This window comes from Klugiella xanthotipulae (assembly GCF_006716695.1).
Taxonomy (GTDB): Bacteria; Actinomycetota; Actinomycetes; order Actinomycetales; family Microbacteriaceae; genus Klugiella; species Klugiella xanthotipulae.
Genome location: NZ_VFPN01000003.1, coordinates 564,022 through 590,981, shown reverse-complemented (window position 1 = coordinate 590,981; position 26,960 = coordinate 564,022). Strand labels below are relative to the sequence as shown.

Sequence of the window (26,960 nt, the reverse complement as noted above, 5' to 3'; positions counted from 1 at the left end):
CGTTACGGTGAAGGAGGGGACGGGGGCGAGGAAATCGTAGGGGTTGTAGTCGAACATAGAAATCCACTGCTTTATAAGGGTTTTTGAACAGGGTTTATGCTGCCCGGGGGGCAGCCCCTAACGGTGCGCGGCCACGGTATCCCGGGGTTCGATACCCGGCAGGTAGCGGTCCCCGTCGTGGGCGACACGACCGCTCGTGATTGCGAGGGTGAGGGCCCGACGGAAGCGGCTTTTTGTCGCCTCGTTTGCCCGAGAATAGCCGAGGGCGCGCGAGGTCTCCAGATCAAGCTCTTCGGGGCTCATCGAGAATGACTCGCGCAGGAGGATGCACATCGCATTCGCGATTTCCTGCACGCTGACCTCGTTGACGGTGCGATCACCGGAGGCTTCGACCGTGTACGCATCGCGCCAGTTGTCCGGGGAGATCCCATCGGGCCACACAAATGTGCCCTCGTCGTGCGTGGTGGTGAAGCGGGCCGTGATAACCCGGCTGAGTTCGTCGCGACGGCCCGGGCCGATGCGCGAGAAGCCGAAACGTTTGGCCACGAGTAGCGCGAGACGTCCGAGCTCGATGGGCCCCTCCGTCGCGAGGGCCTCGGCGGCGTAGCTCTCCACCGCGGGTGTCGCCATGATGATATTGTTGAGGGCCGATTGTGACGCGATGACACCCGTATCGGCCGCAACGAACGGTAGGATCGTGGGCGCGTAGTCGGCGACGGTCAGGGCCTCGTCCTCAGGGTTCTCCTCCTCGGGAGCTGTAGGGTCCGCGGTGTTCTGGTTGGTTGCGATGAGCGAGGCCACACGGCTGAGTGCGGGTGACTCCCCCCGAAGGGGGAGAAGACGGGCGTGTGACGGCGTGAGCGCCGATGGCCCCACCTCGCTATCGTTGGACACCACCGCTTCGCCCTCAAAGACGAGCGGGTCGAACTCGTCAAGTTTGGCCACGGTAGCACCGTCGGGGTTAGCCAGCAGGCTCATGAGGCGCTCGACCACCGCGCTTCGGTCCCGCAACCAGGCGGGTAGCCAGACGCGGGCCGCCGAACGCCAGCCCATCCGGGACTCCAGGAGGGCGGGTGCGCCGTCACGGTCGGCCACGGTGGGACGGGAGGCCCACTCGGGGCCGTCAACCAGCACGGCCAACTCCCACGAGCGGGCGTTGGCGCGGCGGATGGCGAGGTCCACCCGGAAGGCGGAGCGCCCCACAGTGTTGGCCACGATCAGCCCGCGCCCACGCAACTCTGTCGTGAGCTCCGAGACGAAGCGGGCTGTGGAGTCGGTGGGGAGGGGAACCGGGGCCGCAGGTGCGGTTGATCTTCCGGAGGAATCATCGGATTCGGCCGCCACAAACTCCAGGTAACCGCGTAGATCACGCAGGCCGGCCGGTGTCGAGCGAGAGAGGTCAATGGCGGCGGGGTCGAAGGAACTAAAAAGCACCACGCGGGTGCGGGCCCGGGTGATCGCCACGTTCAGGCGCAGCTGGCCCCCCTCACGGGCAAGGGGGCCACTCGTGAGGGGGAGGTTGCCGGTCTCGCTATCCGGTGAGAGGACGAGCGAGAACAGGATCACATCGCGCTCGTCGCCCTGCACACTCTCCATGTCCTTCACAAACAGGGGTTCGGTCGAGCCGGTATCGCCGAGGCCGAGAGCCTGTTGCACGAGGAGATCGTCGTTAGATTCGAGCAGGGTGAGGATGAGGTCGCGCTGTTGGGCGTTGAGGCACACCACGCCGATTGACTGGTTTCGGGTGCGCGGATTGCGTAGGCGCGTCTGGATCTCATGAACAACCGCTTGGGCCTCGACCAGGTTGGTGCGGCCGCTGCCGCGGTCAAACGTGCCGCTGACCCGTCGCCAGGACAGACCCGTCCCGTGTTGCGCAGCGGACAGGGACGACATCCGGGGCGTCGATGCCGCCGCGATCTGCGGGGATGGCAGGGTGGTCAGGCTGTCGTTGTAGTAGTTCGCATTGGAGAAGGCAATCAGTTTTTCGTCGGCGCTACGGTAGTGCCAGGTGAGTCGCTCCCGCGGCAGCCCAGCCGCAATGGCCGCGGTGAGAATGCTCTCCCGGTTCTCGACCACCAGTTCGTCCACGATGATCTCCGCCTGGGGGGTCACCGTTTCCACCCGCATCGTGCGCGTGGGAGGAACCTGCTGTGAGTCGCCCACGATAATGACCGAATCGGCCCGACCCATCGCACCAATCGTCTGGGTTATGGGGATACGGGAGGCCTCGTCGAAGATGACGACGTCAACGTGCAGCGTGCGGGGGTCGAGGTGGTGTGCGAGAGCCTCTGGACTGGTGAGAATGCACGGGGTGAGCGAGGTGAGGGCGTGGGGGAAACGTGTCGTCAATTCGCGGAAGGGCATCCCCCCACGGCTGCGCTCGATTTGGCGTTGTAGGTCGGCGACCTCACCGCGGAGCTGTTCGGGGTTGAACGGACGCTGGCTGAGGATGTCGCTCACCAGCACCCGACGGAACATCTCGCGGACGCGTTGGCCCTGCTCAGGGAAGGTTCCGGCGAGCAGATCCTGCCGCACCGCGTCGAACACGTTGATCTGGGCGGCGGCTCCGCGCTCGGCAAGGGATGCCGTGGCGATTCCCCGCAGCAGGGCAGTGGGTGCCTCCACCGCGGCAATTGTGCCGGACATGAGCTCGTCCGCAAACTCGTGGAGTCCCTGGTTCGCCAGGTTCTCGCAGAGGAGGGCGAGACCGGCGACGTGCTGTGCGCTGAGGGCACCGGTCGTCGCTATATCGGATTGCCACCGGGGTAGATCCTGGGCCCAGGCCTCTACCCAGTCCCGGGAGAGGGGGCCAACGAGGGGTGCCCAGCGGGAAACGTTGCGAGCCGGGGCACCGAGGGCACCGAGCCAGCCCTGCCAGGCTCGATCAATCTCGGCGAGGATGGCCACGTCGGTGGGCGGGAGTGTGGCAAGTATCGGAACGCTGCCGGGGGCGTGCTGGCTGACCCAGACGGCCAGCTCAGCGAGCTCACGGGACTCGGCGAGATCTTCCTCCGCCTGGGGATTATATGGCCGCCAGGAGGGCGGTACGGTGAGCCCGGGGGCCTCGATGAGTAGAGCGCTCACTGCCGGGCTCTCCGCCGCGACATCTCGAATACTCTGGAGCAGTCGGGTGACCTCGGCCCCGCGCAGAACGGGTCCGGTCGGTGCTGACGGTGAGAGGAGCGGGGTCACCCGCGCCACGATTTTCTGACGGCGTAACTCGGGGAAGAACCAGGCACCGTCGAGTGCGGCCGACTCGGCGAGGAGGCCAGGCACCGCAGGGTCATCGTACGCTTCAGGGCGCACACGAGAGATCACGTCGGCGTGTCGTTCGCGCAGGAGTTTCAACCCGCGCAGCGCAGCATCCACCCGCTCGCCCCAGCCGGGGCGCACAATCGTTGGGAGCGTGTCGGGGCTGGGGGCGCAGCCGCGCTGCCAGCCGGAGACGAGCCGCAAGGCGGCAGTGAGCTCCCCGCCCGGGTGGAAGCGGGAGAGCAATTGGCGGGCATCCGGGGTCAGGGCGGCGACCTGGGTGCGCGCGCGTACCAGATGATGCAGTGCCGCGGCGAGCGCGTCTGCTGTGAGCTGAGTCGGGTCGATGGGCCCCGTGAGCGCCCAGGGGTGGTGCGTTCCGAAGGGGAATCGGAGGGCTAACTCCTGGAACGCCTGGGCGGTGCTGAGAGCGGATTCCCGGTCCAGGTTGCCGGAGGACACGGTAACGGGTGAGACCGTGGCGATGGGGCCATCTGGCCCGAGCGCGCCCAGCTCATCGAACGCGCTCCAGAGCGAGTGGCCCGCGGCGTTGGTTCCGTGGACGCGCTGCGGGTAGGTGGATAGCTCGGTTGTGGTGCTGCGCAGGCGCGCATCCTCGGCCGACCACCCCGCGCTGGTGGCGGGGGCCCGCGCCTCCAACGCGCGACGCAGCTGGCCACGAATGGCGTTCATTGACTGCATCTGTCCGTGCAGCTCGAGGGTGAAAGGGGCAACCCCCGAGCTGTCCAGTCGTTGCCGGACCACCTCAAGAGCGGCCTGCTTCTCGGCAACAAACAGCACCTTTTTGCCCTCGCGCAGCAGGTGCACGATGAGGTTGGTGATGGTCTGCGACTTGCCCGTGCCGGGAGGGCCCTCCAGCACGAAAGACTGCCCGGCGTTGGCCCGGGCAATTGCGCGCAGCTGGGAACCGTCCGCCGCGAGAGGCAGCCGGATACTCGACTCGTTGACGACGGCAGGTACATTGGCCCGGGGGTCGATAAACGTCTCACCAGGGCGGTCCACCAGGTGCCGCACCAGGGGGTTCTGATACAGGGTCTCCCAGTTGTCGTCGAGATCCTTCCATATCTGGAAGGCGGGGAAGGGGAGCAGCGCGATACTGGCGTCCTCCTCAATACGGAACGGCAGCGTGTGTTCCGTGAGCGATGCGCGTAGTCGGGTCAGGATCGACTCAACGGCGAGGCCAGAATCATCTACCTCGGGGGTGTCGAGTGCGGGGAGACGTACACCGGCCGTGGCGGCGAGCCACTGCGTGAGGCACCGATTTACCGAGGCAATGTCGCCGCCATCCACCGTGATCGTGAAGTCGCCGAGCCGTTGCAACCCGCGCAGTTTGATCGGGAGCAGAAACAGCGGAGCCCGAGCCTCCTCACCGTTGGCTCTCGTGTGTATGAGTGAGCCGAGCGTGAGGTAGAGGGAGCTGGTGCCTGTCTCCTGCTCTCGAGTATCGGCTTCTCTGCGCAGTCGGGTGAGTGCCGCTCGGAAGCTGGATGCGTCAATCAGGGTGTGCAGCACACGCATGGAGCGGAAGCGGGACTTCATAGCCTCGGGGGCCATCTCGCTTGCCACGCGGATACCACGGGTCTGCATCAGCTCGTCCACACCGTCGTGGGGGAAGAGACGAACTTTTTTGCCGTCGTGCAGCACATCGTCGAGTAGAGGGAGCATCCCGCTCGGCATGACCAGGTCGATGACTCGGTGGCTGTGCGGCAGGTTCAGAAGCGGATTGCGCGGCGACAGGTCGAGCAGTTCGCTCTTCCAGCGATGGAATTGGGCCGGTGAGCTGTCCTCTCGGTCGAGTTGGTCGCGTACACGCCCGGCGCTCTGCTGCTCCTGGGCCAGGTGCGGAAGACGAGAATGGGCTACCCAGCTGCGGGCAGATATCGCGGTTGCGGCTGCCACCCGATCTACCTCGCCCGCTGGTGTGCGCAGCGGGAGGGGCATGACGTTGTTGAGTCGGGAGGCCGCCACATCTACCATCGTGCGCACCAGGTCGCCGCTGTGGGTGAAGTACGCGCGGGCCTGTTTCACCGAGTCACGAAACACCACGTCAAAGCCTGGATTGATGCCGGTGAGCTCTACCGGGATGATGTGTCCAGCCTCGACCAGCTGGGCAATCAGCTGGGGGGAGGTGTGCACCGGCCGGTCTCCGTAGTACTCGCTCGTGTAGAAGCCCGCAAACGCGTGATCCTGGGTGGTAAAGATCACCGGGTGCAGACCGGCCGCCTCCATACACGCGGCATACATCACGGCCAGGTCGATACAGCTGCCACAGTGGTCCGCGATAACCCGCTGTGCGGTACGCACTGACTGCCCCGTGAACTCGAACGACGCTGGCGGGTTCAGGTAGGTGATGCCGAGGGAGCGGATGCTCTCGTAGATCGCCCCCGCGATGTGCATCGGACGCCCCCCGAGTGTCCGATACCCGCCGAGCAACCCGTCACCCGTGTGGGTGAGTAGGGTGTCGGAGGCCTCCTGCAGAATGGAGGTGACCTCACGCGCATCCGGCTGGACAAATGTGGCCAATGCCGCGTGGAGTGCAGGCCAGTTGAGGAACTCGTTGGCGGCGGAGAGCGTGACGCTCGCCGACAGCGGGCCCGTCGGTGACTCTGGGATTGATACCGACACCGACAGCTTGGCGCTGCTCACCTCTGCTGAGGCCGCCAGCAGCGGCAGAAACGCCGATGTTATCCGCTCATCGGCGACACGCACCGTCTGGCCGGGTGCGTGTGGACCGGGAACGACGATGGTGAACACGGAATCCTCCACCGGCCCCGTGGCTAGCTTGCCCGTGATTGTGAGTGAGCCCCACTCGTGCGCCGTCTCGTTGTGGACGACCACAGCACGCACGCACGGTAGGCCGCCCACTGCCAGTGCGTAGTTGGCTCTCGGCTGAAACTCCACCTGCATCTGCAGGCCAGGGCTCGCCGCATCGAGAACCTCGTAGATCGAGGGGTCACTCATGGTTATTCCTTCGGGGGGATGGGGAATGTGAGTCAAACGGGGTGGTACCTACACGATGCTAACCCGGTTAACCCCGTGAACCCGGTTGGTCGGGCCGCGTTTCCGCGGGCTGCCCCGAGTCTGGAACCTTGCTAGCGTGGGGACCATGACCGTGCCAACGCCTCCGCCGCCGTCCGTCCGTCCGCTGGCAGCCTCCGCGCGCTCCCGGGTACCAGCCTTTGAGGTGATGGAGATTCTGGGTCGGGTGGAGCAGCTGCGCGCCCAGGGGCGGGACGTGGTATCCCTGTGTGCCGGCGAGCCGAGCGTGGGTGCCCCCGCCGCCGTGAGCGACTCCGCTGCCCTGCTGCACATCACGGGCACCCCCGCCCTCGGCTACACGAGCGCCATCGGCACCCGCGAACTACGGGACGCGATCGCTGGCCACTACCGAAAGTGGTACGGACTCGACGTGCCGCCCGAGCGGGTTGCGGTCACCACGGGCTCCTCCGGGGCGTTCACCCTCAGCTTTCTTGCCGCGTTCAACCCTGGGGATCGGGTGGCGCTCGCGAGCCCCGGATATCCCGCCTATCGCAATATTCTGACGGCTCTTGGTATCGAGGTTGTCACCATCCAGACCGGACCCGAGACCCGCTTCCAACCCACCCCGGCCCTGCTCGATGCCGCCCAAGCCGCCCACGGCCCCCTGCACGGGCTCATCCTCGCCTCACCCGCCAACCCTACGGGAACAATGACAAACCGCGCCGAGCTTGAAGCCCTCACCGGCTGGTGTGCAGCGCACGGTGTACGCCTCGTCAGCGATGAGATTTACCACGGCATTACCTACCCCGAACCCGGCGCAGCTGACCCCCGCGGTGTCAGCACCTGGGAAACCAACCGAAGCGGTCTCGTCATTAGCTCGTTCAGTAAGTACTGGGGCATGACCGGCTGGCGGCTCGGCTGGGCGCTCATGCCTGAGGACCTCACCGATGCGATGGAGGCTCTCGCTGGTAACTTCTCCCTGTGTCCGCCCGCACCCGCGCAATATGCGGCCCTCGGCGCGTTCACCGCCGAGACGTACGCGGAACGAGACGCTGTTGTTACCTCGTTCGCCCGAGCGCGTTCCCTTCTCCTCGCAGCCCACGACCGGCTGGGCTGGGGCATCGCAGCCCCCGCCGACGGGGCCTTCTACTACTACGCCGACCTGGGCGAGCAACTGGACCGCTGGGGAACGTCACGTGCGTACGCGCGGGCACTCCTGGATGCTGAGGGGGTGGCGCTCGTGCCAGGCACCGACTTTGACCCGCTTCATGGGCACCGAACCGTGCGGCTAAGCTTTGCCGCGGGGGAGACCGCCGTGGCCGCCGCGATCAAGCGAATCGTGCGGTTTCAGGAGTAAAGCGGGGGAGCGGGTTGCACGCATTCTGCGCGTCCGCGGCCTGTCGTTACCCGCCCGCTCGGATGCTAGTTTTACCGATATGAACCGGCTGATGTTCCCCGCTCCGCGTACGTCTCGGCGGTGAACGCGCCGAGGGCCGCATAGTGCGCGGGTGCGATCGGTTCGCTCGGCAGGGAACCCTTCCGTGCGGTGCGCCCAGCGTGGTGGTAATTAGGATGGGATGATGCAGATTCGACAGTTTTCCGCCGAGGACGAGGATGCCGTGGTTGACCTCTGGGTCGCCTGTGGGCTAACCCGGCCGTGGAACAATCCCCGGCTGGATATTGAGCGAAAGCTCCGGGTGCAGCCCGAACTGTTCCTGGTGGGGGAAATTGACGGGATGATTGTGGCCAGCGCGATGGGCGGGTACGACGGGCATCGTGGCTGGGTCAACTACCTCGCCGTCGCACCGTCACGGCGCGGCCAGGGGTGGGGGCGACTCATCATGGCCACCGTTGAGGAGGCCCTCCGCGCCACCGGTTGCCCCAAGCTCAATCTTCAGGTGCGCTCCGACAACACGGCAGCCATCGCGTTTTATGAGGCGCTCGGTTACGGCAGTGACGAGGTGGTGAGCCTGGGTAAGCGGCTCAAGACATCGTCGTTAGAGCCCGAATGACGACCTCGGTGCTCACCTCCAGGGTCACACTGTGCGCCGATTCGATCCGCGACACGATGGCCCTGCGCGGACCCATCAGCCATGCTTCGCTGGAGTAGAACGCATCCTCCTGGGCCCGGTGCTGTTCGAACGAGTCAAACGCTCGGATGAGGTAGGCCTCGTCGTGTCCTTCCTCGCGTACGAGAGACTTTCCCGCGGCACATACCCGGATGCCGGCGGCCTCGATCAGTGGGATTGACTCGCTCATCATGACCCGCACAAACTCGTCAATCTCACCCGGGACAATGCGATAGGTGCGGATTTCAACGATCATCCCCACAGCGTAGTGCTACGGGGATGATCGCCGGGCCCGCTACGCGGACGCCGCTGTGAGCGCCGTGAGCTCGTCACCGCTCAGGGTGAGTGCAGCGGAGGAGAGCAAGGCTGTCAGCTGATCAACCGTTCGTGCGCTGGCAATTGGTGCGACAACTGTGGGTTGCTGGCGCAACCAGGCGAGAGAGACGCTTGCCACCTCAACGTCGTGTGTTGCAGCGATGCTATCGAGTACGGCGAGCACCCGGGTGCCGCGCTGGTCGAGGTATTCGCGGGCCTGGCTGGCACGCGGGCTGTCGCTCGTGGTGTCTGACCGGTACTTGCCCGTGAGGAAGCCCTTGGCAAGCGAAAAGTAGGGGAGCACCCCCAGACCGTATCTCTCGGCCCGATCGCGAAGACCGTGCTCGAAGTCCCGCTCGACGAGGTTGTAGTGGGGCTGGAGCGCAACCGCGGGGTGAAGGCTGTTGTCCGTGGTGACCTGGAACCACTCGTCGATACGCTCGGGGGTGTAGTTGGAGATCGCCAGGTAGCGCACCTTCCCGGCATCCACAAGCTCAGAGAGGGCACCGACGCTGTCTGCGAGAGGAACACTCGGGTCGTCGAAGTGTGCGTAGTAGAGGTCGATGTGGTCGGTCTGGAGGCGGGCAAGGGAGGCCTCCGCGGCAGCCCGGATGGTCTCGGGTGCGAGGCCCGAGAAAGCGGGATGTGTGCTGACCTTGGTGGCAATGAGTACGTCATCACGGGTGCCCCGCCCGCTCAACCAGGAGCCAATCACCGTCTCGCTCTCGCCGCCCGTATGGCCCGGTGCCCAGTGCGAGTACCCATCGGCCGTATCGATCAGATTGCCGCCACCGGCCACAAAAGCGTCAAGCACGCTGTGTGACTCGGCCTCGCCCGCGGTCCAGCGGAAAACATTGCCACCGAGGGTGATTGGGAAGACGCGTAGATCGGACGAGCCGAGAGCGACGGGGGAGGTGATGGTGTCGGTCATGAGGGGGCGTTCTCCTGTTCGCATCGGTGACGGCACCGCTGCGGGAGAGCATCCGCTGGGCCACCCGGTGCCACATTCACTCACAATAATTACAGAGGGAAAACAATAATTCCCCCGAGTGACCTTGTGTTTCGCTGTGCATTCACCCGCACGGCCCAGCCTCGGGCATCGCACCACTCGGAGGAGCGGCGCGATGCCCGAGGCTTGTGGTTAGTCCGTGGCCCGGCGGCGACGCGCGGCGAAGAACCCGCCGCTCGCAAGCAGCGCAAGAGCGCTCCACAGGGCGAGAGAGACGTCAACACCCCCGGTCACGCTGAGCGTGCCCGACCCGGCCGCGTCGCCACCCGACCCGCCCGAAGCTGAGACAACCGTGACGGTTGTCCACCCCAGCACGGCCCCCGTGGCATCCAGAACCACGATCCGGTGGCTACCGAGTTCGGCTGTCGGGGGAATCTCTACCCGGGTCGAACCGGTCGCCGTGACCTGTGTCCAGCCGCCGAGCGACACCGGGGTGGAGTGCAGCCACACGCTGATCCACTCGTCGGCGTGTTCGGTGCCCGTGAATACCGTCACGGTGTCGCCCGGACGGGCGGTATCGGGGGCAACGGAGACCAGATCACGAAGGCTCTCCGTGAGCTGCCCATCCGTTGCCGGGCTGGGCTCCTCGGTGGGTTTCTCACTGCCCGGGTCCGTACCCGGGTCAACCGGCGCGACGGTGACTGTGAGGGGGATGCGCACGGTGGTGCCAGACTCTTTTCCGGTCAGTACGAACTCGCTCGCGGCCACGGCATCGACCGGGACCGTGACCCTCACCTGGCCCGTACCATCCACCACCGGGATTGCGGCAAATGTGGCGGTCGAACCCGTCCAGGACGCCGCCAACTCTGTTGTTTCCGGTGCGCCCAACGAGGTGAGGTTGAGGCCGCTCACCTCAAACTCCACGGTGTCGCCCGCCGCCACGGCGGAGGTGGGTGCCCCCGTGACCTTCGCCGCACGCGCCGTATAACTGGGAACGATTGGGGAGTTGGCGGTCAGGTACTCGATCCAGGCATCACGGTCAATCAAACCCGAGTCTCGGGTATCGGTGCCCTTCAGGAATTCGCGGAAGTTGTCGCCACCCTGGAGCAAGAAGCTGAAAGAGCCGATGCGGTAGGTGTCGGCGGCCACGAGTGGTTTGCCATCGATCCACACGCCCGTCACCCGGTCGCCCTGTGCGCGGCCATCGTCGTACGTGTATGACACGTTCTCGGACAGGCCCAGCTTGAGGAACGGGCGAGATGGCACCGTGCCGTCGGCGTTGAGCTGCCACTGCTGTTCCAGAACCGCCTTGAACTGTGCGCCCGTGAGCGACGTGGTCCAGAGGTTGTTCACAAACGGCAGCACCGCGTTGGCTTCTGCATACGAAACGGTTCCATCGGGTGCGTAGAAGAGTTCGGCGCGCAGGCCGCCGGGGTTGACCACGCCGATGTCGGCCCCGCCGCGATCTGTCGCGGACAGCGAAGAGACGAGCGAGTTGGCCACGAGATTGCCCAGCGTGGACTCGGCCGCACGGTTGTCACGCGTCCCGCCCGTGTAGGAGCCGCCCGTGTAGGAGCCACCCGAGTAGGCGGTGGTGATATCACCGGTAATCGAGCCCACCGGTACGCGACCGGTCACATCGGCTGCCGCCACCGCGGCATCCACAATCGTCTTCACCTCGGCCGCACGCGGATACGCAGCGATAAGATTCGCGTCGGCCACGGTTGTGCGGGGGACATTGCGGGCCGTATAGCCGGATACGGTGTTGTTCTCCGGGTTGACCGAGAGCACCACCTGGCCGATGTTTTCACCGTAACTACCGGTTTGCAGCACGGGGCGGGTGTTGGAGGTTCCCGGTATCGCCGCATCCCAGGCGTACTGCTTGTGTGTGTGCCCCGTGTAGATCACATCGACGAGTGGTGAGGTCGCGGTGACGACACGATTAAACATGCCGCCCGCGTCAAGCTCCTCGGCGAGGGTGGACCCCTCGGGCGTGCCCGCCCCGGCCCCCTCGTGGTACTCGGCCACGAGAACGTCTGCCTCACCGTTGGCCATATTGCCATCACTCAGCTGGGCGGCGACCCGGTTAACCGCATCCACCGGATCACCAAACGAGAGCGTGGCGATACCGCCGGGGGAGACGAGTGTGGGGGTCTCCTCGGTGACCGCGCCGATGACCCCGACGGTGAGCCCGCCACGGTCAATCAGCTCGTATTCGGGGAGCGCGGGTGTCTCAGTGCCCGTCTGATAGACGTTGGCACCCAGGTAGGGGAACTGTGCGTTCTTCGTGGCCCCCGAGCCGACCACCCGGTCGGTGAGGTCGGTAAACCCGGCGTCGAACTCGTGGTTGCCCACGGCGCTCGCAGCCAGGTCGAGGGCGTTAAGCACGTCGATTGTCGGCTGATCGCGCTGTGAGGAGGAGGCAAAGAGGGAGGCTCCAATATTGTCGCCGTCGGAGAGTAATACAGAGTTATTCTCGCCGTTCTCCGCACGTAACTGCTCAATCGTGCCCGCAAACTTGACAGTGTTGGCATCAATACGGCCATGGAAATCGTTGATGTTCAGCAGATTCAGCTTCACGTCGGCGGCCTCGAATTGCACGCCCACCACGATGGGATCGTGGTCGCTCGACCGGTACGGTGACTCGTTATAGAAATTTGTGAGGTTGTAGTTGTATCGGCTGTACTCCAGAGCGATTGACTCTCCCGAGTTGATATTCCAGATGTCCACACCCGTCACGGCCGTGTACGCCGCGGGGGAGGCGAGAATGTGGTCAAGCGATCCGCTTGCGCCGCTGAACGAGTAACTGTACTTACCACTCGTGGCCCCCAGATCAACGTATCCCCTGTCGGTGAGGGCGATAATGGGGTCTTCCTGGCTGTACGCGTTGAAGTCGCCGATCAGGAACACCCGGTCGGTGTCCCACTCGTCCTGTAGCGTCTGTGAAAAGTCGGCGAGGGCGTTGGCCTGGGCCACTCGGGATGCGTTGGATGCGCCCTGGCCGTCGCCGGTATCCGCGTCTGCCCCCGAGCCGGAACCCTTCGATTTGAAGTGGTTCACAATGGCGATGAAGGTTGCACCGTCGGGTTTTCCGGCGGCGGCAAACTCCTGGGCGAGCGGTCGGCGTGCGTTGTTAAACGCCGTGCCATCGGCCAGGATGCGGGAGCTTCCCACCGGTTGTACAGCGTCCTTTTTGTAGATGAAGGCGGTACGGATGACGTCCTCGTTTGCGGGGAGCGCCGTTGGCGAGGCCACAAACTCCCAGACGTTGCTGCCCGCGGCCGTGTTGAGGGCCGCCGTGAGGGTGCCGAGTGCGGAGTCGCGGTTCCGGCCGAAGACGGCCGAATTCTCGATCTCCTCCAGCGACACGACCTCAGCGTTGAGGCCGTTGATGGCCGCAACGATTTTGGCCTGCTGGCGCGCCAGGTTGGCGGCGTCGGCCGCTCCGCGTGCGTCGCAGCCCGTGTTGACGGTGATCGGGTTCTTCTCCCGGTCGGTGTAGAACGAGCACCCGCTGACGGTGTCACCTGTCGTGGTGAAGTAGTTCAGTACGTTGAAGCTGGCGATCTGGATATCGCCACCCACGGCGCGCGGGGCGTCGGTGCGGACGTTACTGAAGGATGCCGGCTGCACGCTGGCCGCATTGCCTGCGGTCAGCTGAGTGGTTGGCTGGAACTTCCACGTGCTGTTGCGGTAGTCAAAGATCACGGCACCCGTGAAGGTGACATCCGCGCCCACGCTGAGGGGTGTGTCGGGTGTCAGGTAGGGCAGCGCGATGCCCTGATTGGCCGCGCTGAGGAAGTTGGTGGTGGCGCCATCGTCGAGCACCACGCCACGCGCAGCGTTTTCCGCTACCGCGGCGGTGTAGGCGCTGGTCGTGGGGCGGGCGACTTCAGTGGGGGTGAGCAGCGGTGTTGAGCCGGCCGCGAGACCGATCTCGCCGTACTGGTTGGTGGTGTAGGTGCTGCTCACGGTGAACTCGCCCCGGGGTGCCAGGAGCATCCCCTCCAGCGTCTCGCGCTCGGCGGAGGCGCGGGGCAGGGAGACCGCGGCTGGCGTGGGGGCGGTCACGCTTTCCGAGAGCGTGGTCAGGCCGGAGCCCCCTGTCACGGTGATCTGGGTGAGGTCATAGTACTCGCTCACCTCGCCGGTGACCTCCACGTAGTCGCCGACGGCAACAGAGCCGACGGTCGAGTTTGAGAACACAAAGAGCGCGTCGGAAGCCGTATGGGTGGCATCAATCGTGCCACCGGTTCCCGGAGTCTGGATGTAGTAGCCGTTGTAGCCGCCCGTGGGATAGCTGGCCGTCACCACGCCGCGCGTCGTGACGGTTTGCCCGGCGAGGGGTGAGGCTGCCCCGGTGCCCTGAATCGCGGTGATGGCAACGGGGGTTCCCGGTCCGGGAGTACCCGGATCTGGCGTGCCGGGGTCTGGCTGGCCCGAGCTCTGCGGTGTGATGGTGGCCGGATGTGTCAGGTCGGCCTGATTGTTGTCGCTGTCGATAAACTCGGTGCGAGCGAGCGAGTTGGGCGTGCTGTTGGGGTCCGTGACGGGCGCCACCGCCCCCTCAAACGAGGTGGCACCGCCGTAGCCGACAAAGTCAACCACGTGCTCGGTGCCGGAGACATTGCCGACCGGTGGGTTGAGTTTGTCGGTTGTGTCGGCGAGGAAAACCTGGCCCGTTGTTCCCGACGGGTTGATCGTGACCGCGGCATCCGCGGTGGGCAACTCGGCCCCCACGCTGCCGTTACCGGGCATCGAGACGAGATAGTAGCCCCTGGCCGGAATACTGCCGCTGAGGGTGCCGACGCCGCTGGCGGGGGCGACGCTCGTGGCGGCACGGTACTGGAGCGACCAGCCGCTGAGAGACACAGCGGTGTCGGTGGGGTTGTAGAGTTCCACAAATTTCTGTGCGTAGGCTGCACCGGCGCTGCCTGCCTTGAGGTAGAGCTCGTTGATGATCACCCCCGTTCCCGCGGTTGTGGCCATCGCTGGCGTTGCGGCGAGTGGGCCAGTAATAAGGCTCACGGCGAGCGCCGTTGCGAAGGCTTTTCGGGATGTTATCCACTGGGGGCGGGACATAGATCTCCTCGTGTCTGAGACAGGGTGCAACGCCAACGCTAGGGAGCGTGTCTGTCTCATCGGCTAACCCAACATTGCGCTGCGGTAAACAGACTATGAGTTCAGTCGTCGTCGCGTCGAATTGTGGGTGTCTCCTTTCCGTAACCTTCTCGTAGCGCCGATATCCACCGGGGCTTTCCGCCGGAACAGAGCTGACATTCCGGTTTTCAGTTGGGGTCGGCCGCACTCGCTGAATGTGGCAGCCCCACCGAGAACCGCTACAGGGGTGGTCGTGTGGGGGAGTCTTTTTCGCCACGGGGGTGCCATCCCACACGTAGAATAATGGTCTGCCCATCCGTGAGAGACAGGAAAACTATGCCCACACAGTCGGACCAGGCCTCTCCCACCCCGCACTCCGCGGATACGCACGATCTCATCCGCGTGCAGGGTGCCCGCGAGAACAATCTGAAGAATGTCAGCATCGAGATTCCTAAGCGCCGGTTGACGGTTTTCACGGGTGTCTCCGGCTCGGGCAAGAGTTCGCTTGTTTTTGGCACGATTGCCGCGGAGTCGCAGCGGATGATTAACGAGACCTATAGCTCCTTTGTGCAGGGTTTTATGCCCAACCTGGCCCGCCCGGATGTTGACCTGATGGAGGGTCTGACCACGGCCATCATCGTGGACCAGGAGCGGATGGGGGCCAACTCCCGCTCCACGGTGGGCACCGCTACCGATGTCAACGCGATGCTACGGATCGTGTTCAGCCGGTTGGGTGAGCCGCACATCGGATCACCGCAGGCATTCTCCTTCAACGTCGCGTCGGTCAGCGGGGCCGGCGCGGTCACGCTGGAGCGCGGTGGAAAGACGGTCAAGGAGCGCCGCAGCTTCACGATCACGGGCGGTATGTGTCCGCGATGTGAGGGGATGGGCACCGTGAACGACATCGACCTGACCCAGCTGTACGACGACTCTAAATCCCTGGCGGAGGGGGCGCTCACCATCCCGGGCTATACCGCCGACGGGTGGGGGGTGCGCATCTTTACCGGCTCTGGTTTTCTTGACGCGGATAAGCCGATCCGCGACTACAGCGAGAAGGAGCTTCACGACTTCCTCTACCGCGAGCCGATCAAGGTGAAGGTGGGGGACATCAACATGACCTATGAGGGGCTGGTACCCAAGGTTCAGAAGTCTTTCCTGGCCAAAGACCGCGAGGCGATGCAGCCCCACATCCGCGCTTTTGTGGACCGGGCCGTCACGTTCACCACCTGCCCCGAGTGTGGCGGTACCCGGCTCAACGAGGGTGCTCGGTCCTCACGCATTGGCGGTATTAACATCGCGGAGGCCTGTGCCATGCAGATCAGTGATCTGGCTGCCTGGGTCCGCGGTCTGGATGAGCCGTCCGTGGCCCCGCTGCTGGCTGCGCTCCGAGACACCCTTGACTCGTTTGTGGAGATCGGCCTGGGCTACCTATCGCTGGACCGTCCGGCGGGCACTCTCTCCGGTGGTGAGGCCCAGCGCACCAAGATGATCCGTCACCTGGGCTCCTCGCTGACCGATGTTACCTACGTCTTTGATGAGCCGACGATCGGCCTTCACCCGCACGATATCGAGCGAATGAATACGCTGCTGCTACAGCTGCGTGACAAGGGTAATACGGTGTTGGTGGTGGAGCACAAGCCGGAGATGATCGCGATTGCCGACCATGTTGTTGACCTCGGCCCCCGGGCGGGGACGGCGGGCGGTGCCATCTGCTTTGAGGGTACGGTGGCGGGGCTCCGATCCAGCGATACCCTCACGGGCCGCCACCTCGATGATCGGGCCACGCTCAAAGAAAGCGTGCGTGCCGCTACCGGGGCCCTGGAGATTCGGGGAGCGACGGCCAATAATCTGCGCGAGGTGGATGTGGACATCCCGCTCGGGGTGCTTGTTGTGGTGACCGGTGTTGCGGGCTCCGGCAAAAGCTCCCTCGTGCACGGGTCTATTCCCGCCGGTGAGGGGGTTGTGTCGATTGATCAGGGCGCGATTCGCGGTTCTCGGCGGAGCAACCCCGCAACGTACACCGGGCTGCTCGAACCGATTCGTAAGGCGTTTGCCAAGGCAAACGGTGTCAAGCCGGCTCTGTTCAGCGCTAACTCTGAGGGGGCCTGCCCCAATTGCAACGGTGCGGGTGTGATCTACACCGATCTGGGGGTGATGGCCAGCGTGGCCTCCCCCTGTGAGGTGTGTGAGGGGAAGCGGTTCCAGGCCTCCGTGCTGGAGTACCACTTTGGCGGGCGCGATATCAGTGAGGTGCTTGCCATGTCGGTGGCCGAGGCGGAGGCGTTTTTCGGCGAGGGGGAGGCCCGGATGCCAACGGCACACGCCATCCTGGCCCGCCTCGTTGACGTGGGGTTGGGCTATATCAGCCTCGGTCAGCCGCTCACCACGCTGTCTGGCGGTGAACGTCAGCGGCTCAAGCTTGCGAACCAGATGGCGGAGAAGAGCGCAATCTACGTGCTTGACGAGCCCACTACCGGTTTGCACCTGGCCGATGTGGAGAATTTGCTCGGTCTGCTGGATCGTCTTGTAGATTCCGGTAAATCAGTTATTGTCGTGGAGCACCACCAGGCGGTCATGGCGCATGCGGATTGGATTATTGACATTGGTCCGGGAGCTGGGCATGAGGGTGGTCGGGTGGTCTTCGAGGGTACTCCCGCCGACCTGGTGGCCGCACGTTCCACCCTCACGGGTGAGCACCTCGCCACCTACGTGGGGGCGTAACGGGGTGGGCCAGGTGAGCGGGCGGCGGCGAAGCCCCGAGGTGCAAGGATAGACGGGTGAGCAACAGCACCCCACTCCAGTCCCTCATCACGAGCCTCCGAGCCGACGGTGCCGATCCCGATGCCACCTTTGAGGCGTTTACAGAATGGGCGCAGTCCACCGGTATCTCTCTCTACCCGGCGCAGGAGGAGGCGCTGATGGAGATCGTGTCGGGTTCTAACGTCATCCTCTCCACGCCCACGGGCACGGGTAAATCGCTTGTTGCGATGGGTGCGCATTTCGCCGCACTCGTCACGGGGGAACGCAGCTACTACACAGCCCCCATCAAGGCGCTCGTGAGCGAGAAATTTTTTGCGCTCGTCGCCGCGTTTGGGGCGGATAACGTGGGCATGGTTACGGGCGATTCGTCCGTGAACTCGGAGGCTCCCATTATCTGCTGCACCGCCGAGATTCTCGCCAATGAGGCACTCCGCTACGGTGACGAGGCCAACGTGGGTCAGGTGGTGATGGATGAGTTTCACTACTACGCCGATCCGGATCGCGGCTGGGCCTGGCAGGTACCGCTGCTCATGATGCCGCACACGCAGTTCATCCTGATGTCGGCCACACTCGGCGATGTGACCGAATTATCCGCCGATCTTACCCGACGCACCAAGCGGCCCACGGCCGAGGTCACGGGCTCAACCCGTCCGGTTCCGCTCGCCTACGACTACGCCACCACCCCCGTGCAGGAGACCATTGAGGAGCTCATGCATGCGGATCGTGCGCCCATCTACGTGGTGCACTTCGCCCAAGCGGCCGCGGCCGAGCGGGCCCAGTCACTCACGAGCCTCAAACTCATCAGCCGTGAGCAGCGCGACGAGATCGCCGAGGCAATTGGCGAGTTTAAGTTCACGACCGGCTTCGGGAAGACGCTCTCTCGCCTCGTGCGTTCCGGGATTGGCGTACACCACGCGGGGATGCTGCCCCGGTACCGCCGCCTGGTGGAGCAGCTGGCCCAGCGCGGTTTGATGCGTGTGATCTGCGGTACGGACACGCTTGGCGTTGGGATCAACGTGCCCATCCGCACGGTGCTGCTGAGCGGTCTTACGAAGTACGACGGTGTGAAAATGCGCCAGCTGAACGCCCGTGAGTTCCACCAGATCGCTGGCCGCGCGGGTCGGGCAGGGTACGACACTGCCGGCGATGTGGTGCTCCAGGCTCCCGAGCACGAGATTGACAACCTCAAAATGATCCAGAAGGCCGGGGATGACCCGAAAAAGAAGCGGAAGATCATCCGTAAGAAGGCCCCGCAGGGTTTTGTCTCGTGGGGGGAAGCGAGCTTTGAACGGATTATTCACGCGCAACCCGAAACGCTCATGAGCACTATGACGATCACTCACTCGATGATCCTCAACGTGATTGGTCACGGTCGCGAGGCGTTTGAGCGGGTGCGCGCTCTCGTCTTTGATAACCACGAGTCGCCCACCCGGCAGTTTGAGCTGGCCCGCCGTGCGATCGCGATTTACCGCACCCTGCGCGCCGCCGGAATTGTGGAGCAGTATCGGGACGCTGACGGCGCGATGCAGTTTCGTCTCACGGTTGATCTCCAGGCCAATTTTGCCCTCAACCAGCCGCTCTCCCCGTTTGCCATTGCGGCGCTCGAACTTCTCGACGAGGAGGAGGCTACCTATCCGCTCGATGTGATCTCGGTGATTGAGTCCACGCTCGAGGACCCGCGTCCTATCATTGGCGCGCAGCAGTTCATCGCGCGCGGTGAGGCGGTCAACGCTATGAAGGCGGAGGGCATCGAATACGACGAGCGGATGGAGCTGCTCGACGCGGTCACGCACCCCCAGCCCCTCTCGGAATTGCTGGCGGCAGCCTTTGAACTGTACGCGGCCGAACGCCCCTGGGCGCGCGACTTTGAGCTGCGTCCCAAGGCGGTCGTGCGTGATATGTACGAGCGGGCTATGACCTTCACCGAGTACGTGTCGTTCTACAAGATTGCCCGCTCCGAGGGGTTGGTCTTGCGCTACCTGTCGGATGCCTACCGCGCGATCAGCCAGACCGTCCCGGACGAGAAGAAAAACGACGAGCTGCGGGACATCATTGAGTGGCTCGGTGAACTTGTGCGGCAGGTGGATTCGAGTCTGCTGGACGAGTGGGAGGAGCTTGCGCATCCCGACCCGGAGAAACACGCGGCCGACTCGGTGGCTCTGCCCCCGCCGCCGCGCAATATCCTCAGCAACCGCCGCGCGTTTCTGGTGCTTGTGCGTAACGAAATGTTCCGCCGGGTGCAGCACGCCGCTTATGACCGCTTCGCGGAACTGGGCGAGTTAGACGCCGCCAGCGGTTTTGACGCCGACGCCTGGGCGGACGCGCTTGACGAGTACTACGAGGAGTACGACACGCTGGGCAGCGGCCCCGATGCGCGCGGGCCGCAGATGCTCGTGATTGATGAGAGTGCGGCCGAGTCTGAGCGTGTCTGGCGGGTGCGTCAGATCTTTGACGACCCCGCAGGTGACCACGACTGGGGTATCCGGGCCGAGGTGGACCTGGCCGAGTCGGTCGAGGCCGGTGAGGCGGTTGTGCGGGTGACCGGCGTGGGGATGTTCTAACCAGCACGAGTTGGGTGTGCGTGTTACGTCCGGCTGCGTGTCGAGTCCGGGGCGGTGTCGGCGGCTGCGGGATGTGTGGCCCGCGCGTCCTCGACCGTCATGCCTGACACGAACGCGGCTAACCCCCTCCGCGAGGGCATTGCCCAGACGGACACGATTGTGACCACAACAAACACCCCCACGAGGAGGGTGCTGCCCGGAAACTCAAACGAGGTGAGAATCAGGTAGCCCCCGATCCCGAACCCCCAGCGCAGCGGCCGGGCGATAATCGCAGGAAGTGGTCCGGTGCGCCCCCGCAGCATCACGGCGTGTTCGCCGATTGTCGCTCCGGTGGCGAGAATAACCACGAGCTGTAACGCCGCGGGTACCGCCCCCAGCAGGAGAGTGTCAACGCGGGGGTCGAGTTGGCCGATGGGAATATCCACCACGTAGAGTTCCCAGGCCCGCCATACGATGTTGACCGCGAATCCCACCAGGGTGACCACGAGCAGATCGCAGACCATGCCGAGCAGGCGGCGTCCGGCGGTCACCGGGCGCGGATCCTCCACTCGCAGGCGCACACCGCCCCGGCGGCGCACAACCAGCATGGCCACAAGCGAGCCCAGCAGCGCACCCATCGTGTTGGTGATGAGGTCGTCCACATCGAATAGGCGGTAGGCACAGGGGAAAATCCCCCATACGCCCGTGGCCTGGGTGATCTCGATAAACAGTGAGGCAAGAAAACCGCCGACCGTGGCCACAACGACCCCGCGGTGGAACATACTGCGCAGCATAAATCCGAGGGGTATAAACAGTGCAACATTGAAGCCCAATTGCAGGATAGCGGGGTTGCGTATCAGATCGCCCAGACTGCCGTGTGGGTACGTCGCAATATCGTCGAGAGAGGCAAACGGTACGGTTTGGATGCTGGAGCAGTGATAGCCGTTCGTGCTGGGCAGGGGGAGCAGCGTGTAGGTCCAGAGAGCCAGCACGTAGATAACGAGCGCAAACCATCCGGTAAGCCACCAGAATCCGAGGACGCCGCGGCGTCGATAGCTGATCGCGATGAACGGGACGAGGAGAACGACGGCGAGCATTGATCCGAAGAGGATGGCGAGCACGCCCGGTATGATGGGGTCTGTCACCGCCCCTACACTACCCGCCTCGGTTGGGGTGCTTCCACCCGGTACTCGGGGCAGACGGGCACTCCGTTCGATGAGAGGGCGGCATGATCAGGGCACTAGCGCAGAATCCAACTGACGGAATCAATCTCTCCTACGAGGTTGACGGGCCGACGACGGCCCCCACGGTGCTTCTCCTTCACGGATCGTGCCTGAGCGCGGCGAGCTGGCGCGGCCTTGGCTATGTGCGGGCCCTGCGTGAGGTATATCGGGTCGTCGCCCTCGACCTGCGGGGGCACGGCCGGAGCGATAAACCGCACACTCCCGAGGGGTACGGTACTGACCGGTTTCTCGGTGATATTCAGGCCCTACGGGAGGCCATCGGTGGTGGCACTCTCAACATTGTGGGCTACTCGGTCGGCGCGCGCTTGGGTCTGGAACTCGCGGCCCAACAGCCCGAGTCGGTGGGCAGCCTCACCCTGCTGGGCGGCACGAGCGCCCCCCTGCGAGGTCAGGTGGGTACAGTCTTTTTCCCCGGGTATCGAGAGGCCCTGCTGGGCGGGGGGATGCCCGCGTTCATTGAGGGGTGGGAGGCGCGTCGCGGTGTGCCACTCGACGCCTCGACCCGGGCCGTTTTTCTCCGCAACGACCCGCTCGCCCTCGCCGCGTACTTCGCACGCAGTGAGGACGAGGTGGGCGTTCCAGATGCCGTGCTCACCCGCATCCACACGCCCACCCTGTGGCTGGCAGGCTCCGAGGATCACCCGCGCCTGGAACAGTCACGCCGTGCCGCCCGTGTGATGGGCGCGGAGTGCATCACGCTGCCGGGGCGAACGCACTCCTCAACCCTGTTCCCCGCTGAGCCTGTCCTTGACAGTATCCGCCCCTTTCTGGCACGGGCAATCGTTGCCGAGCCCGCGCTGCCCTATCGCGCCGCCACCCCGCGGACAAGCCCCTCGTCAACTGATACCCACAGCGCCTAGACTGCCCCCATGGGCGGAGCGGTAGAGCACGAGGCGCACAATCGACTGATTCTGGTTACGGGGGCCACCGGGTATATCGGCGGTCGCTTGGTACCCCTCCTGCTGGCCGCCGGGTACCGGGTCCGCGTCTTCGTGCGCGATCCGGTTAAACTCACCGATGTTCCCTGGGCCGAACGTGTTGAGGTCGCAACAGGCGACCTCCTCGATCGGGACTCTGTCCGCGCAGCATGCACCGATGCACACGTCGTCTATTACCTCGTGCACTCGATGGGGGCTGTCGGTCGTGCCGACAGCTTTGAGGTCACCGAGACCCGTGCTGCTCGCACCCTTGCGGCCGCTGCCCACGACCGAGGTGTGCGGCGTGTCGTTTACCTCGGTGGACTCCACCCGGAGGATGCTCGCCTCTCCAGACACCTTCGTTCCCGCGCCGCTGTGGGCGATACCCTCCGTGACGCCCCCGTTCCCGCGGTGGTGCTCCAGGCTGGTGTGGTCATCGGCTCGGGCTCCGCATCCTTCGAGATGATCCGCCACCTCACCGACGTGCTGCCCTGGATGCCCGCCCCGCGCTGGGTGAACAACCACATCCAGCCCATCGCGATCCGTGACGTGCTTTACTACCTGGTGGCCGCTGCGGCGCTACCGGGGAATCTCAACCGCACTCTCGACATTGGCGGTCTGGATGTGCTCACCTACGGTGAAATGATGAACGGCTACGCTGCCGAAGCCGGGCTCCCGCGCCGACATATCCTCGCGCTACCGGTGCTCACCCCGCGACTCGCCGCCCACTGGGTAAACCTGGTCACCCCCATTCCGCGGCGGCTCGCCATGCCCCTCGTAGAATCGCTCCAAAACGACTGTGTGATGGCCAATCACGCCATTGATGCCGTCATCCCGCCACCCGAGGAGGGGCTCACCCCCTATCGCCGTGCCGTGCGACTCGCTCTCGGTAAAATGCGTACCGGCCAGGTGGACACTAGTTGGCGCAACAGTGAAGTCTTGGGTGCCCCCAGTGATCCGCTACCGAGCGACCCAGACTGGGCCGGGTACACGGTCTACACCGATGTCAAGCAGCGCGATACCAGCGCAACCCCCGCGGATCTTTGGCGCACGATCGAAGGTATCGGCGGTGACCGTGGCTGGTACTCCTTCCCCCTTGCCTGGGCGCTGCGTGGCTGGGCTGACAAGCTGGTCGGCGGGGTGGGGCTGCGCCGCGGTCGCCGTGACCCTGATCGGCTCCAGACGGGGGACGCCCTGGACTTTTGGCGTGTCGAATACCTCGACCGGGGGCGCACCCTCCGCCTCCGCGCCGAGATGCGTGTCCCCGGTCGAGCCTGGTTAGAGATGACCGTGCAGCCGACCCCGACTGGCTCCCACTATCACCAGCGGGCCGTCTTTTTCCCACGGGGGCTGTGGGGACGTCTCTACTGGTACAGCATCCTGCCCTTCCACGGTGTGATCTTTAGCGGCATGGCCAACCGCATCACGGCCACGGCACGCGCCGAGACAATGCCTGAGTCCGCTTCTCGGTAACACCGGCCGGAGAACATCTGCGCACTTGCACATATATCGAATATATGTTCGAATAACTGCATGAGATGGGTAGAACAGAACGTCACCGCTGAAGAGACAGACGCGCTTCCCGGCCTGGCACGCCTCAATAACCTGGTCCGTTCGGTGCGTACCCCAGAGTTTGCGGGTATGGTTTTCCACGAGATCCTGGCCAAGAGCGCGCTCAACCGCGTCCCCGGCCAGTCGCGAATGCCCTTTGGGTGGACAATCAACCCCTTTCGGGGCTGCTCGCACGCCTGCGTATACTGCTTCGCCCGGCCCACCCACACCTACCTCGCCCTGGACTCCGGCCACGACTTCGATTCACAGGTGATCGTCAAAGTCAATGTGGCAGAGGTGCTCCAGCGAGAGGTTCACAAACCCACGTGGGGTCGCCATCCCGTTGCCCTCGGCACAAACACCGACCCGTATCAGAGAGCCGAGGGGCGCTACGCCCTCATGCCGGGAATCCTGGATGCGCTTGCCGGTTCGGGCACACCCCTCTCGGTCCTCACGAAGGGCACCCTTCTGCGCCGGGACCTGCCCCTGCTCGCCGACGCCGCTGAACAGGTTCCGGTAGATATCGCTATGTCGATCGCGATCTTCGACGATGGGCTTCAGCAGTCGATTGAGCCGGGTACCCCCACGACGTCCGCGCGGCTTGCTACCGTGTCCGCCGCGCGCGCGGCCGGACTCGACTGCGCTGTCTTTATGATACCGATCCTGCCCTATCTGACGGATAGTGTCGCACACCTTGATGAGGCGTTGGGCCGTATTCGTGCGGCCGGAGCCACCAGCGTGATGTATGCCGGCTTGCACCTGCGGCCCGGTGTGAAGGAGTGGTTTCTGCTCTGGCTGGAGCGGGAGCATCCCGAACTGGTGGAGCGCTATACCCGACTCTATCCGGGTACCGCTGCCTACGCGCCGAAGGAGTACCGAAACTGGCTCGCTGCCCGTATCGCGCCGCTCATCCGTAAGCACGGCCTGGAGCGCGGTGAGGAAGACCCGGCAACGGGTGGGGTCCGTTCTCGCGCCCTACGGCCGCGCGAGCTGGCTGCCGCGATCCCCAGCTTCGCTCCGACCCCGCAGCCCATGCTGTTCTAGATCGCGGGAAGATTTCATTGGTGCCCGGAGGCGTACCAGCCGCGTTTAGGCAGGCCATACCCCAGAACTTCCGCGGCGGTGGCTCGATACCAGGTGGGTGTCGATCATCCCAATTGCCTCCATCAGCGCATACATCGTGGTTGGCCCCACAAACGAGAAGCCCCGAGAACGTAGTGCCTTGGAGAGTGCTACGGACTCCTCTGACCGCGTGGGAATTTCGCTCCAGCTGGTGGGTGCAGGGGTGGTCTTGGGCTGGAATGACCACACCAGATCTACGAGGCCCTCCGCCTCTCGTAGCCGGAGCGTAGCGTTCGCGTTCGCGATCGTGGCGCGAATCTTGAGCCGGTTGCGGATAATGCCGGGGTTGCGCATCAACTCCTCGACCTGTTCCTCCGTGAACGCGGCAACCGTCTCGGGGTGAAAGTCGGAGAATACCTCCCGAAAGACGGGCCGTTTGCGCAGGATAGTGGCCCACGAGAGTCCCGCCTGGAAGCCCTCCAGGCAGATGCGCTCAAGCATTCCCTGCTCGTCTCGCACCGGCATCCCCCACTCGGTGTCGTAGTAGTCCCGGAGCATCGGGTCGGATGCGGCCCAGGCAGGTCGGGCGAGTCCGTCATCGCCCACAATTGTGTCCGTCATTGGTGGTCTTTCGTTGGGTGTTCGTGTGGCGGTTGTGGAGGGGGCAATCTAGAAGAGGCGCTCTGATGACGCTTCTTCGGGCTCCTCCAGGTTGAGCAGGAAGCGCTTGCGTTCTAACCCACCCGCGTAGCCCGTGAGGCTGCCGTTACTGCCCACCACGCGGTGGCACGGTACCACGATGCTCAGCGGGTTGCTTCCGACGGCACCACCAACCAGGCGCGCCATGGTGGGGGAGCCCAGCTCGCGTGCGATCTGACCGTAGGTCACGGTCTCCCCAAACGGGATACCGGCGAGAATAGCCCAGACGCTGCGTTGAAACTCGCTGCCGATGGGTGCCGTCGTGAGGTCAAACGTGGTGCGCAACCCGGCAAAATACTCGGCCAGTTGCCGCACCGGTTCGGCGAAGCCTCCGTCCGAGGCTAATGGCACGAGTTCACCAAACGTTGAGGTGTCCGGGTTGGTCCAGTGGTCGGGGAAGTAGATCCCCACGAGCGCATCGCCGTCCACAACGAGGGTGAGGTTTCCGATGGGTGAGGCGTATAGCGCGTGTCGAGTGGTCATCTGCTTTTCTTTCTTGTGCGCGGGAACAAGCCGGTCACTCTGTAGACGTGCGGTCGAGCCCTGGCGTGAGGTGCGCATTCTGGTCGGGGTCACGATGTTCTCCTTACGGTGTCGGCGTCACCGCGCTGTGCGTGCCGGTTACGGCACACTCCGGTGAAATGATGACGGCGCGGTGAGCGGTCGCGATGGCTTCGGTCACGGGTTCACCCGTGAAAAGCGCCAGGGCGAGTGCCGCGCTGAAGGTGTCACCAGCCCCAACGGGAGAGACGCGTTCGCCCTCGGTGAGCGGCCGTGTGGGGACGTGGGTGAGTCCGTCGGGGCCCACGAGGGTGGCTCCACGTTTGTTCTGTGTGACCACCAGGTTGGTGCGAGGGGCGTGCCGCTGCCAGGATTGTGCCCGGCGCACGGCATCTGGGTAGTCCTCGTCCGAGAGCACCACGAGGTCGAAGAGCGAGAGCAGTCGCTCGGCGCGACCCAGGGCACTCTGGTGTACGAGGCCGTCGGCATCACAGCGCCGCATATACCCCTGGGGTAACAGGACAGTGAGACAGCCGGGGGAGGTCGCCTGGATGACGGAGGCGACGTACTCGTGGGGCATGAGCGGAGTGAGTGGCGTGACAAAAAGAATATTGGCCGCTGCGATTGCGGCACGGGCCGCGGAGCTGAGCGCTCCCGGCACGTTTTCGGTCGCACCGTGGCAGTACTGCACACGACGGTCAGCTGCAACGATGTTCTCGTAGCGCAGCGAAGCGCCATCGCGCGGCGGATCCACCAGCGTGAGGCCGTCGGCGCAGTGGAGGAAGTCACGAGCGTAGGGGGCCACAATTGCGGAGTCGATGCCATCGTGACGGTGCAGGTAGTGTGAAATGTAGGCGGCGGAGGACCCCCAAGTGAGGGTGTGCTGTCCGTCGATCACATTCTCGTCAATGCAGACGTCGCCAACGATTGCGATGCGCGGAGGGGGGGTAGAAGAGCTCATGGGTAGCCCCCAGCCTAATCGGCGGATCATTATCGGGCGA

Annotated in this window: 15 protein-coding genes; 7 read left to right on the top strand and 8 right to left on the bottom strand. The window is 64.6% G+C overall.

Annotated features, from left to right (window positions below; all coding sequences use genetic code 11):
* Positions 1-117: 117 nt before the first annotated feature.
* Positions 118-6,234 (bottom strand): DUF4011 domain-containing protein, encoded by a 6,117-nt coding sequence (locus tag FB466_RS12145; protein WP_141918637.1) that lies wholly within the window; start codon positions 6,232-6,234, stop codon positions 118-120.
* A gap of 145 nt (positions 6,235-6,379) precedes the next feature.
* On the opposite strand from FB466_RS12145, the gene FB466_RS12140 reads away from it, so the two are divergent.
* Together FB466_RS12140 and FB466_RS12135 are read left to right on the top strand one after the other, a co-directional pair.
* Complete coding sequence (locus FB466_RS12140; RefSeq protein WP_141918636.1) at positions 6,380-7,609, top strand: pyridoxal phosphate-dependent aminotransferase; 1,230 nt, start codon at positions 6,380-6,382, stop codon at positions 7,607-7,609.
* A gap of 220 nt (positions 7,610-7,829) precedes the next feature.
* Positions 7,830-8,264 carry a GNAT family acetyltransferase gene (locus FB466_RS12135; protein WP_211344821.1) on the top strand — a complete coding sequence of 145 codons (435 nt, stop codon included), beginning with the start codon at positions 7,830-7,832 and terminating at the stop codon, positions 8,262-8,264.
* Here the strand turns inward: FB466_RS12135 and FB466_RS12130 are convergent.
* From FB466_RS12130 to FB466_RS12120, 3 genes are all read right to left on the bottom strand, one after another.
* Positions 8,236-8,577: an NIPSNAP family protein gene (locus FB466_RS12130; RefSeq protein WP_141918635.1), complete on the bottom strand. Its 342-nt coding sequence runs from the start codon at positions 8,575-8,577 to the stop codon at positions 8,236-8,238. The genes FB466_RS12135 and FB466_RS12130 overlap by 29 nt on opposite strands.
* A 39-nt stretch (positions 8,578-8,616) precedes the next feature.
* Positions 8,617-9,567, bottom strand: a complete 951-nt coding sequence (locus FB466_RS12125; RefSeq protein WP_211344820.1) for an aldo/keto reductase — start codon at positions 9,565-9,567, stop codon at positions 8,617-8,619.
* A 210-nt stretch (positions 9,568-9,777) separates the two neighbouring features.
* Positions 9,778-14,667, bottom strand: a complete 4,890-nt coding sequence (locus FB466_RS12120; protein ID WP_141918634.1) for an ExeM/NucH family extracellular endonuclease — start codon at positions 14,665-14,667, stop codon at positions 9,778-9,780.
* A 354-nt stretch (positions 14,668-15,021) separates the two neighbouring features.
* On the opposite strand from FB466_RS12120, the gene FB466_RS12115 reads away from it, so the two are divergent.
* Complete coding sequence (locus FB466_RS12115) at positions 15,022-17,406, top strand: ATP-binding cassette domain-containing protein (protein WP_141918633.1); 2,385 nt, start codon at positions 15,022-15,024, stop codon at positions 17,404-17,406.
* A gap of 56 nt (positions 17,407-17,462) precedes the next feature.
* Entirely contained in the window at positions 17,463-20,006 is a 2,544-nt protein-coding gene (locus FB466_RS12110; RefSeq protein ID WP_141918632.1) for a DEAD/DEAH box helicase, read from the top strand.
* Between the two features lie 23 nt (positions 20,007-20,029).
* Here the strand turns inward: FB466_RS12110 and FB466_RS12105 are convergent, their stop codons facing one another.
* The gene (locus FB466_RS12105; protein ID WP_141918631.1) at positions 20,030-21,130 is read right to left on the bottom strand and encodes a VanZ family protein; all 1,101 of its coding nucleotides are present in this window, start codon (positions 21,128-21,130) and stop codon (positions 20,030-20,032) included.
* An 83-nt stretch (positions 21,131-21,213) separates the two neighbouring features.
* Here FB466_RS12105 and FB466_RS12100 point away from each other — a divergent pair, with 83 nt between their 5' ends.
* The 3 genes from FB466_RS12100 to FB466_RS12090 are packed head-to-tail and all read left to right on the top strand — an operon-like array spanning position 21,214 to position 24,741.
* On the top strand, positions 21,214-22,089 hold the full coding sequence (locus FB466_RS12100; RefSeq protein ID WP_141918630.1) for an alpha/beta fold hydrolase: 876 nt from the start codon (positions 21,214-21,216) through the stop codon (positions 22,087-22,089).
* Between the two features lie 9 nt (positions 22,090-22,098).
* Complete coding sequence (locus FB466_RS12095) at positions 22,099-23,619, top strand: SDR family oxidoreductase (protein ID WP_141918629.1); 1,521 nt, start codon at positions 22,099-22,101, stop codon at positions 23,617-23,619.
* 60 nt (positions 23,620-23,679) lie between these two features.
* Complete coding sequence (locus tag FB466_RS12090) at positions 23,680-24,741, top strand: Rv2578c family radical SAM protein (protein WP_141918628.1); 1,062 nt, start codon at positions 23,680-23,682, stop codon at positions 24,739-24,741.
* Positions 24,742-24,786: 45 nt separating this feature from the next.
* Here FB466_RS12090 and FB466_RS12085 read toward each other — a convergent pair whose 3' ends face one another.
* From FB466_RS12085 to FB466_RS12075, 3 genes are read right to left on the bottom strand one after another with little or no spacing between them, the layout of a single operon-like run.
* A complete protein-coding gene (locus FB466_RS12085) occupies positions 24,787-25,380 on the bottom strand; it encodes a DNA-3-methyladenine glycosylase I (protein ID WP_141918627.1) in 594 nt (197 codons plus the stop codon).
* Between the two features lie 48 nt (positions 25,381-25,428).
* Entirely contained in the window at positions 25,429-26,034 is a 606-nt protein-coding gene (locus FB466_RS12080) for a methylated-DNA--[protein]-cysteine S-methyltransferase (RefSeq protein ID WP_342777460.1), read from the bottom strand.
* 10 nt (positions 26,035-26,044) lie between these two features.
* Entirely contained in the window at positions 26,045-26,920 is an 876-nt protein-coding gene (locus tag FB466_RS12075; protein WP_170206117.1) for a carbohydrate kinase family protein, read from the bottom strand.
* Positions 26,921-26,960 lie beyond the last annotated feature (40 nt).

Excerpts from the sequence above, each read along its gene's own strand:
- FB466_RS12100 (WP_141918630.1), top strand. The coding sequence starts at position 21,214 with ATGATCAGGGCACTAGCGCAGAATCCAACTGACGGAATCAATCTCTCC.
- FB466_RS12125 (WP_211344820.1), bottom strand. The coding sequence starts at position 9,567 with ATGACCGACACCATCACCTCCCCCGTCGCTCTCGGCTCGTCCGATCTA.
- FB466_RS12115 (WP_141918633.1), top strand. The coding sequence starts at position 15,022 with ATGCCCACACAGTCGGACCAGGCCTCTCCCACCCCGCACTCCGCGGAT.
- FB466_RS12090 (WP_141918628.1), top strand. The coding sequence starts at position 23,680 with ATGAGATGGGTAGAACAGAACGTCACCGCTGAAGAGACAGACGCGCTT.
- FB466_RS12140 (WP_141918636.1), top strand. The coding sequence starts at position 6,380 with ATGACCGTGCCAACGCCTCCGCCGCCGTCCGTCCGTCCGCTGGCAGCC.
- FB466_RS12135 (WP_211344821.1), top strand. The coding sequence starts at position 7,830 with ATGATGCAGATTCGACAGTTTTCCGCCGAGGACGAGGATGCCGTGGTT.
- FB466_RS12130 (WP_141918635.1), bottom strand. The coding sequence starts at position 8,577 with ATGATCGTTGAAATCCGCACCTATCGCATTGTCCCGGGTGAGATTGAC.
- FB466_RS12085 (WP_141918627.1), bottom strand. The coding sequence starts at position 25,380 with ATGACGGACACAATTGTGGGCGATGACGGACTCGCCCGACCTGCCTGG.
- FB466_RS12120 (WP_141918634.1), bottom strand. The coding sequence starts at position 14,667 with ATGTCCCGCCCCCAGTGGATAACATCCCGAAAAGCCTTCGCAACGGCG.
- FB466_RS12145 (WP_141918637.1), bottom strand. The coding sequence starts at position 6,234 with ATGAGTGACCCCTCGATCTACGAGGTTCTCGATGCGGCGAGCCCTGGC.
- FB466_RS12075 (WP_170206117.1), bottom strand. The coding sequence starts at position 26,920 with ATGAGCTCTTCTACCCCCCCTCCGCGCATCGCAATCGTTGGCGACGTC.
- FB466_RS12095 (WP_141918629.1), top strand. The coding sequence starts at position 22,099 with ATGGGCGGAGCGGTAGAGCACGAGGCGCACAATCGACTGATTCTGGTT.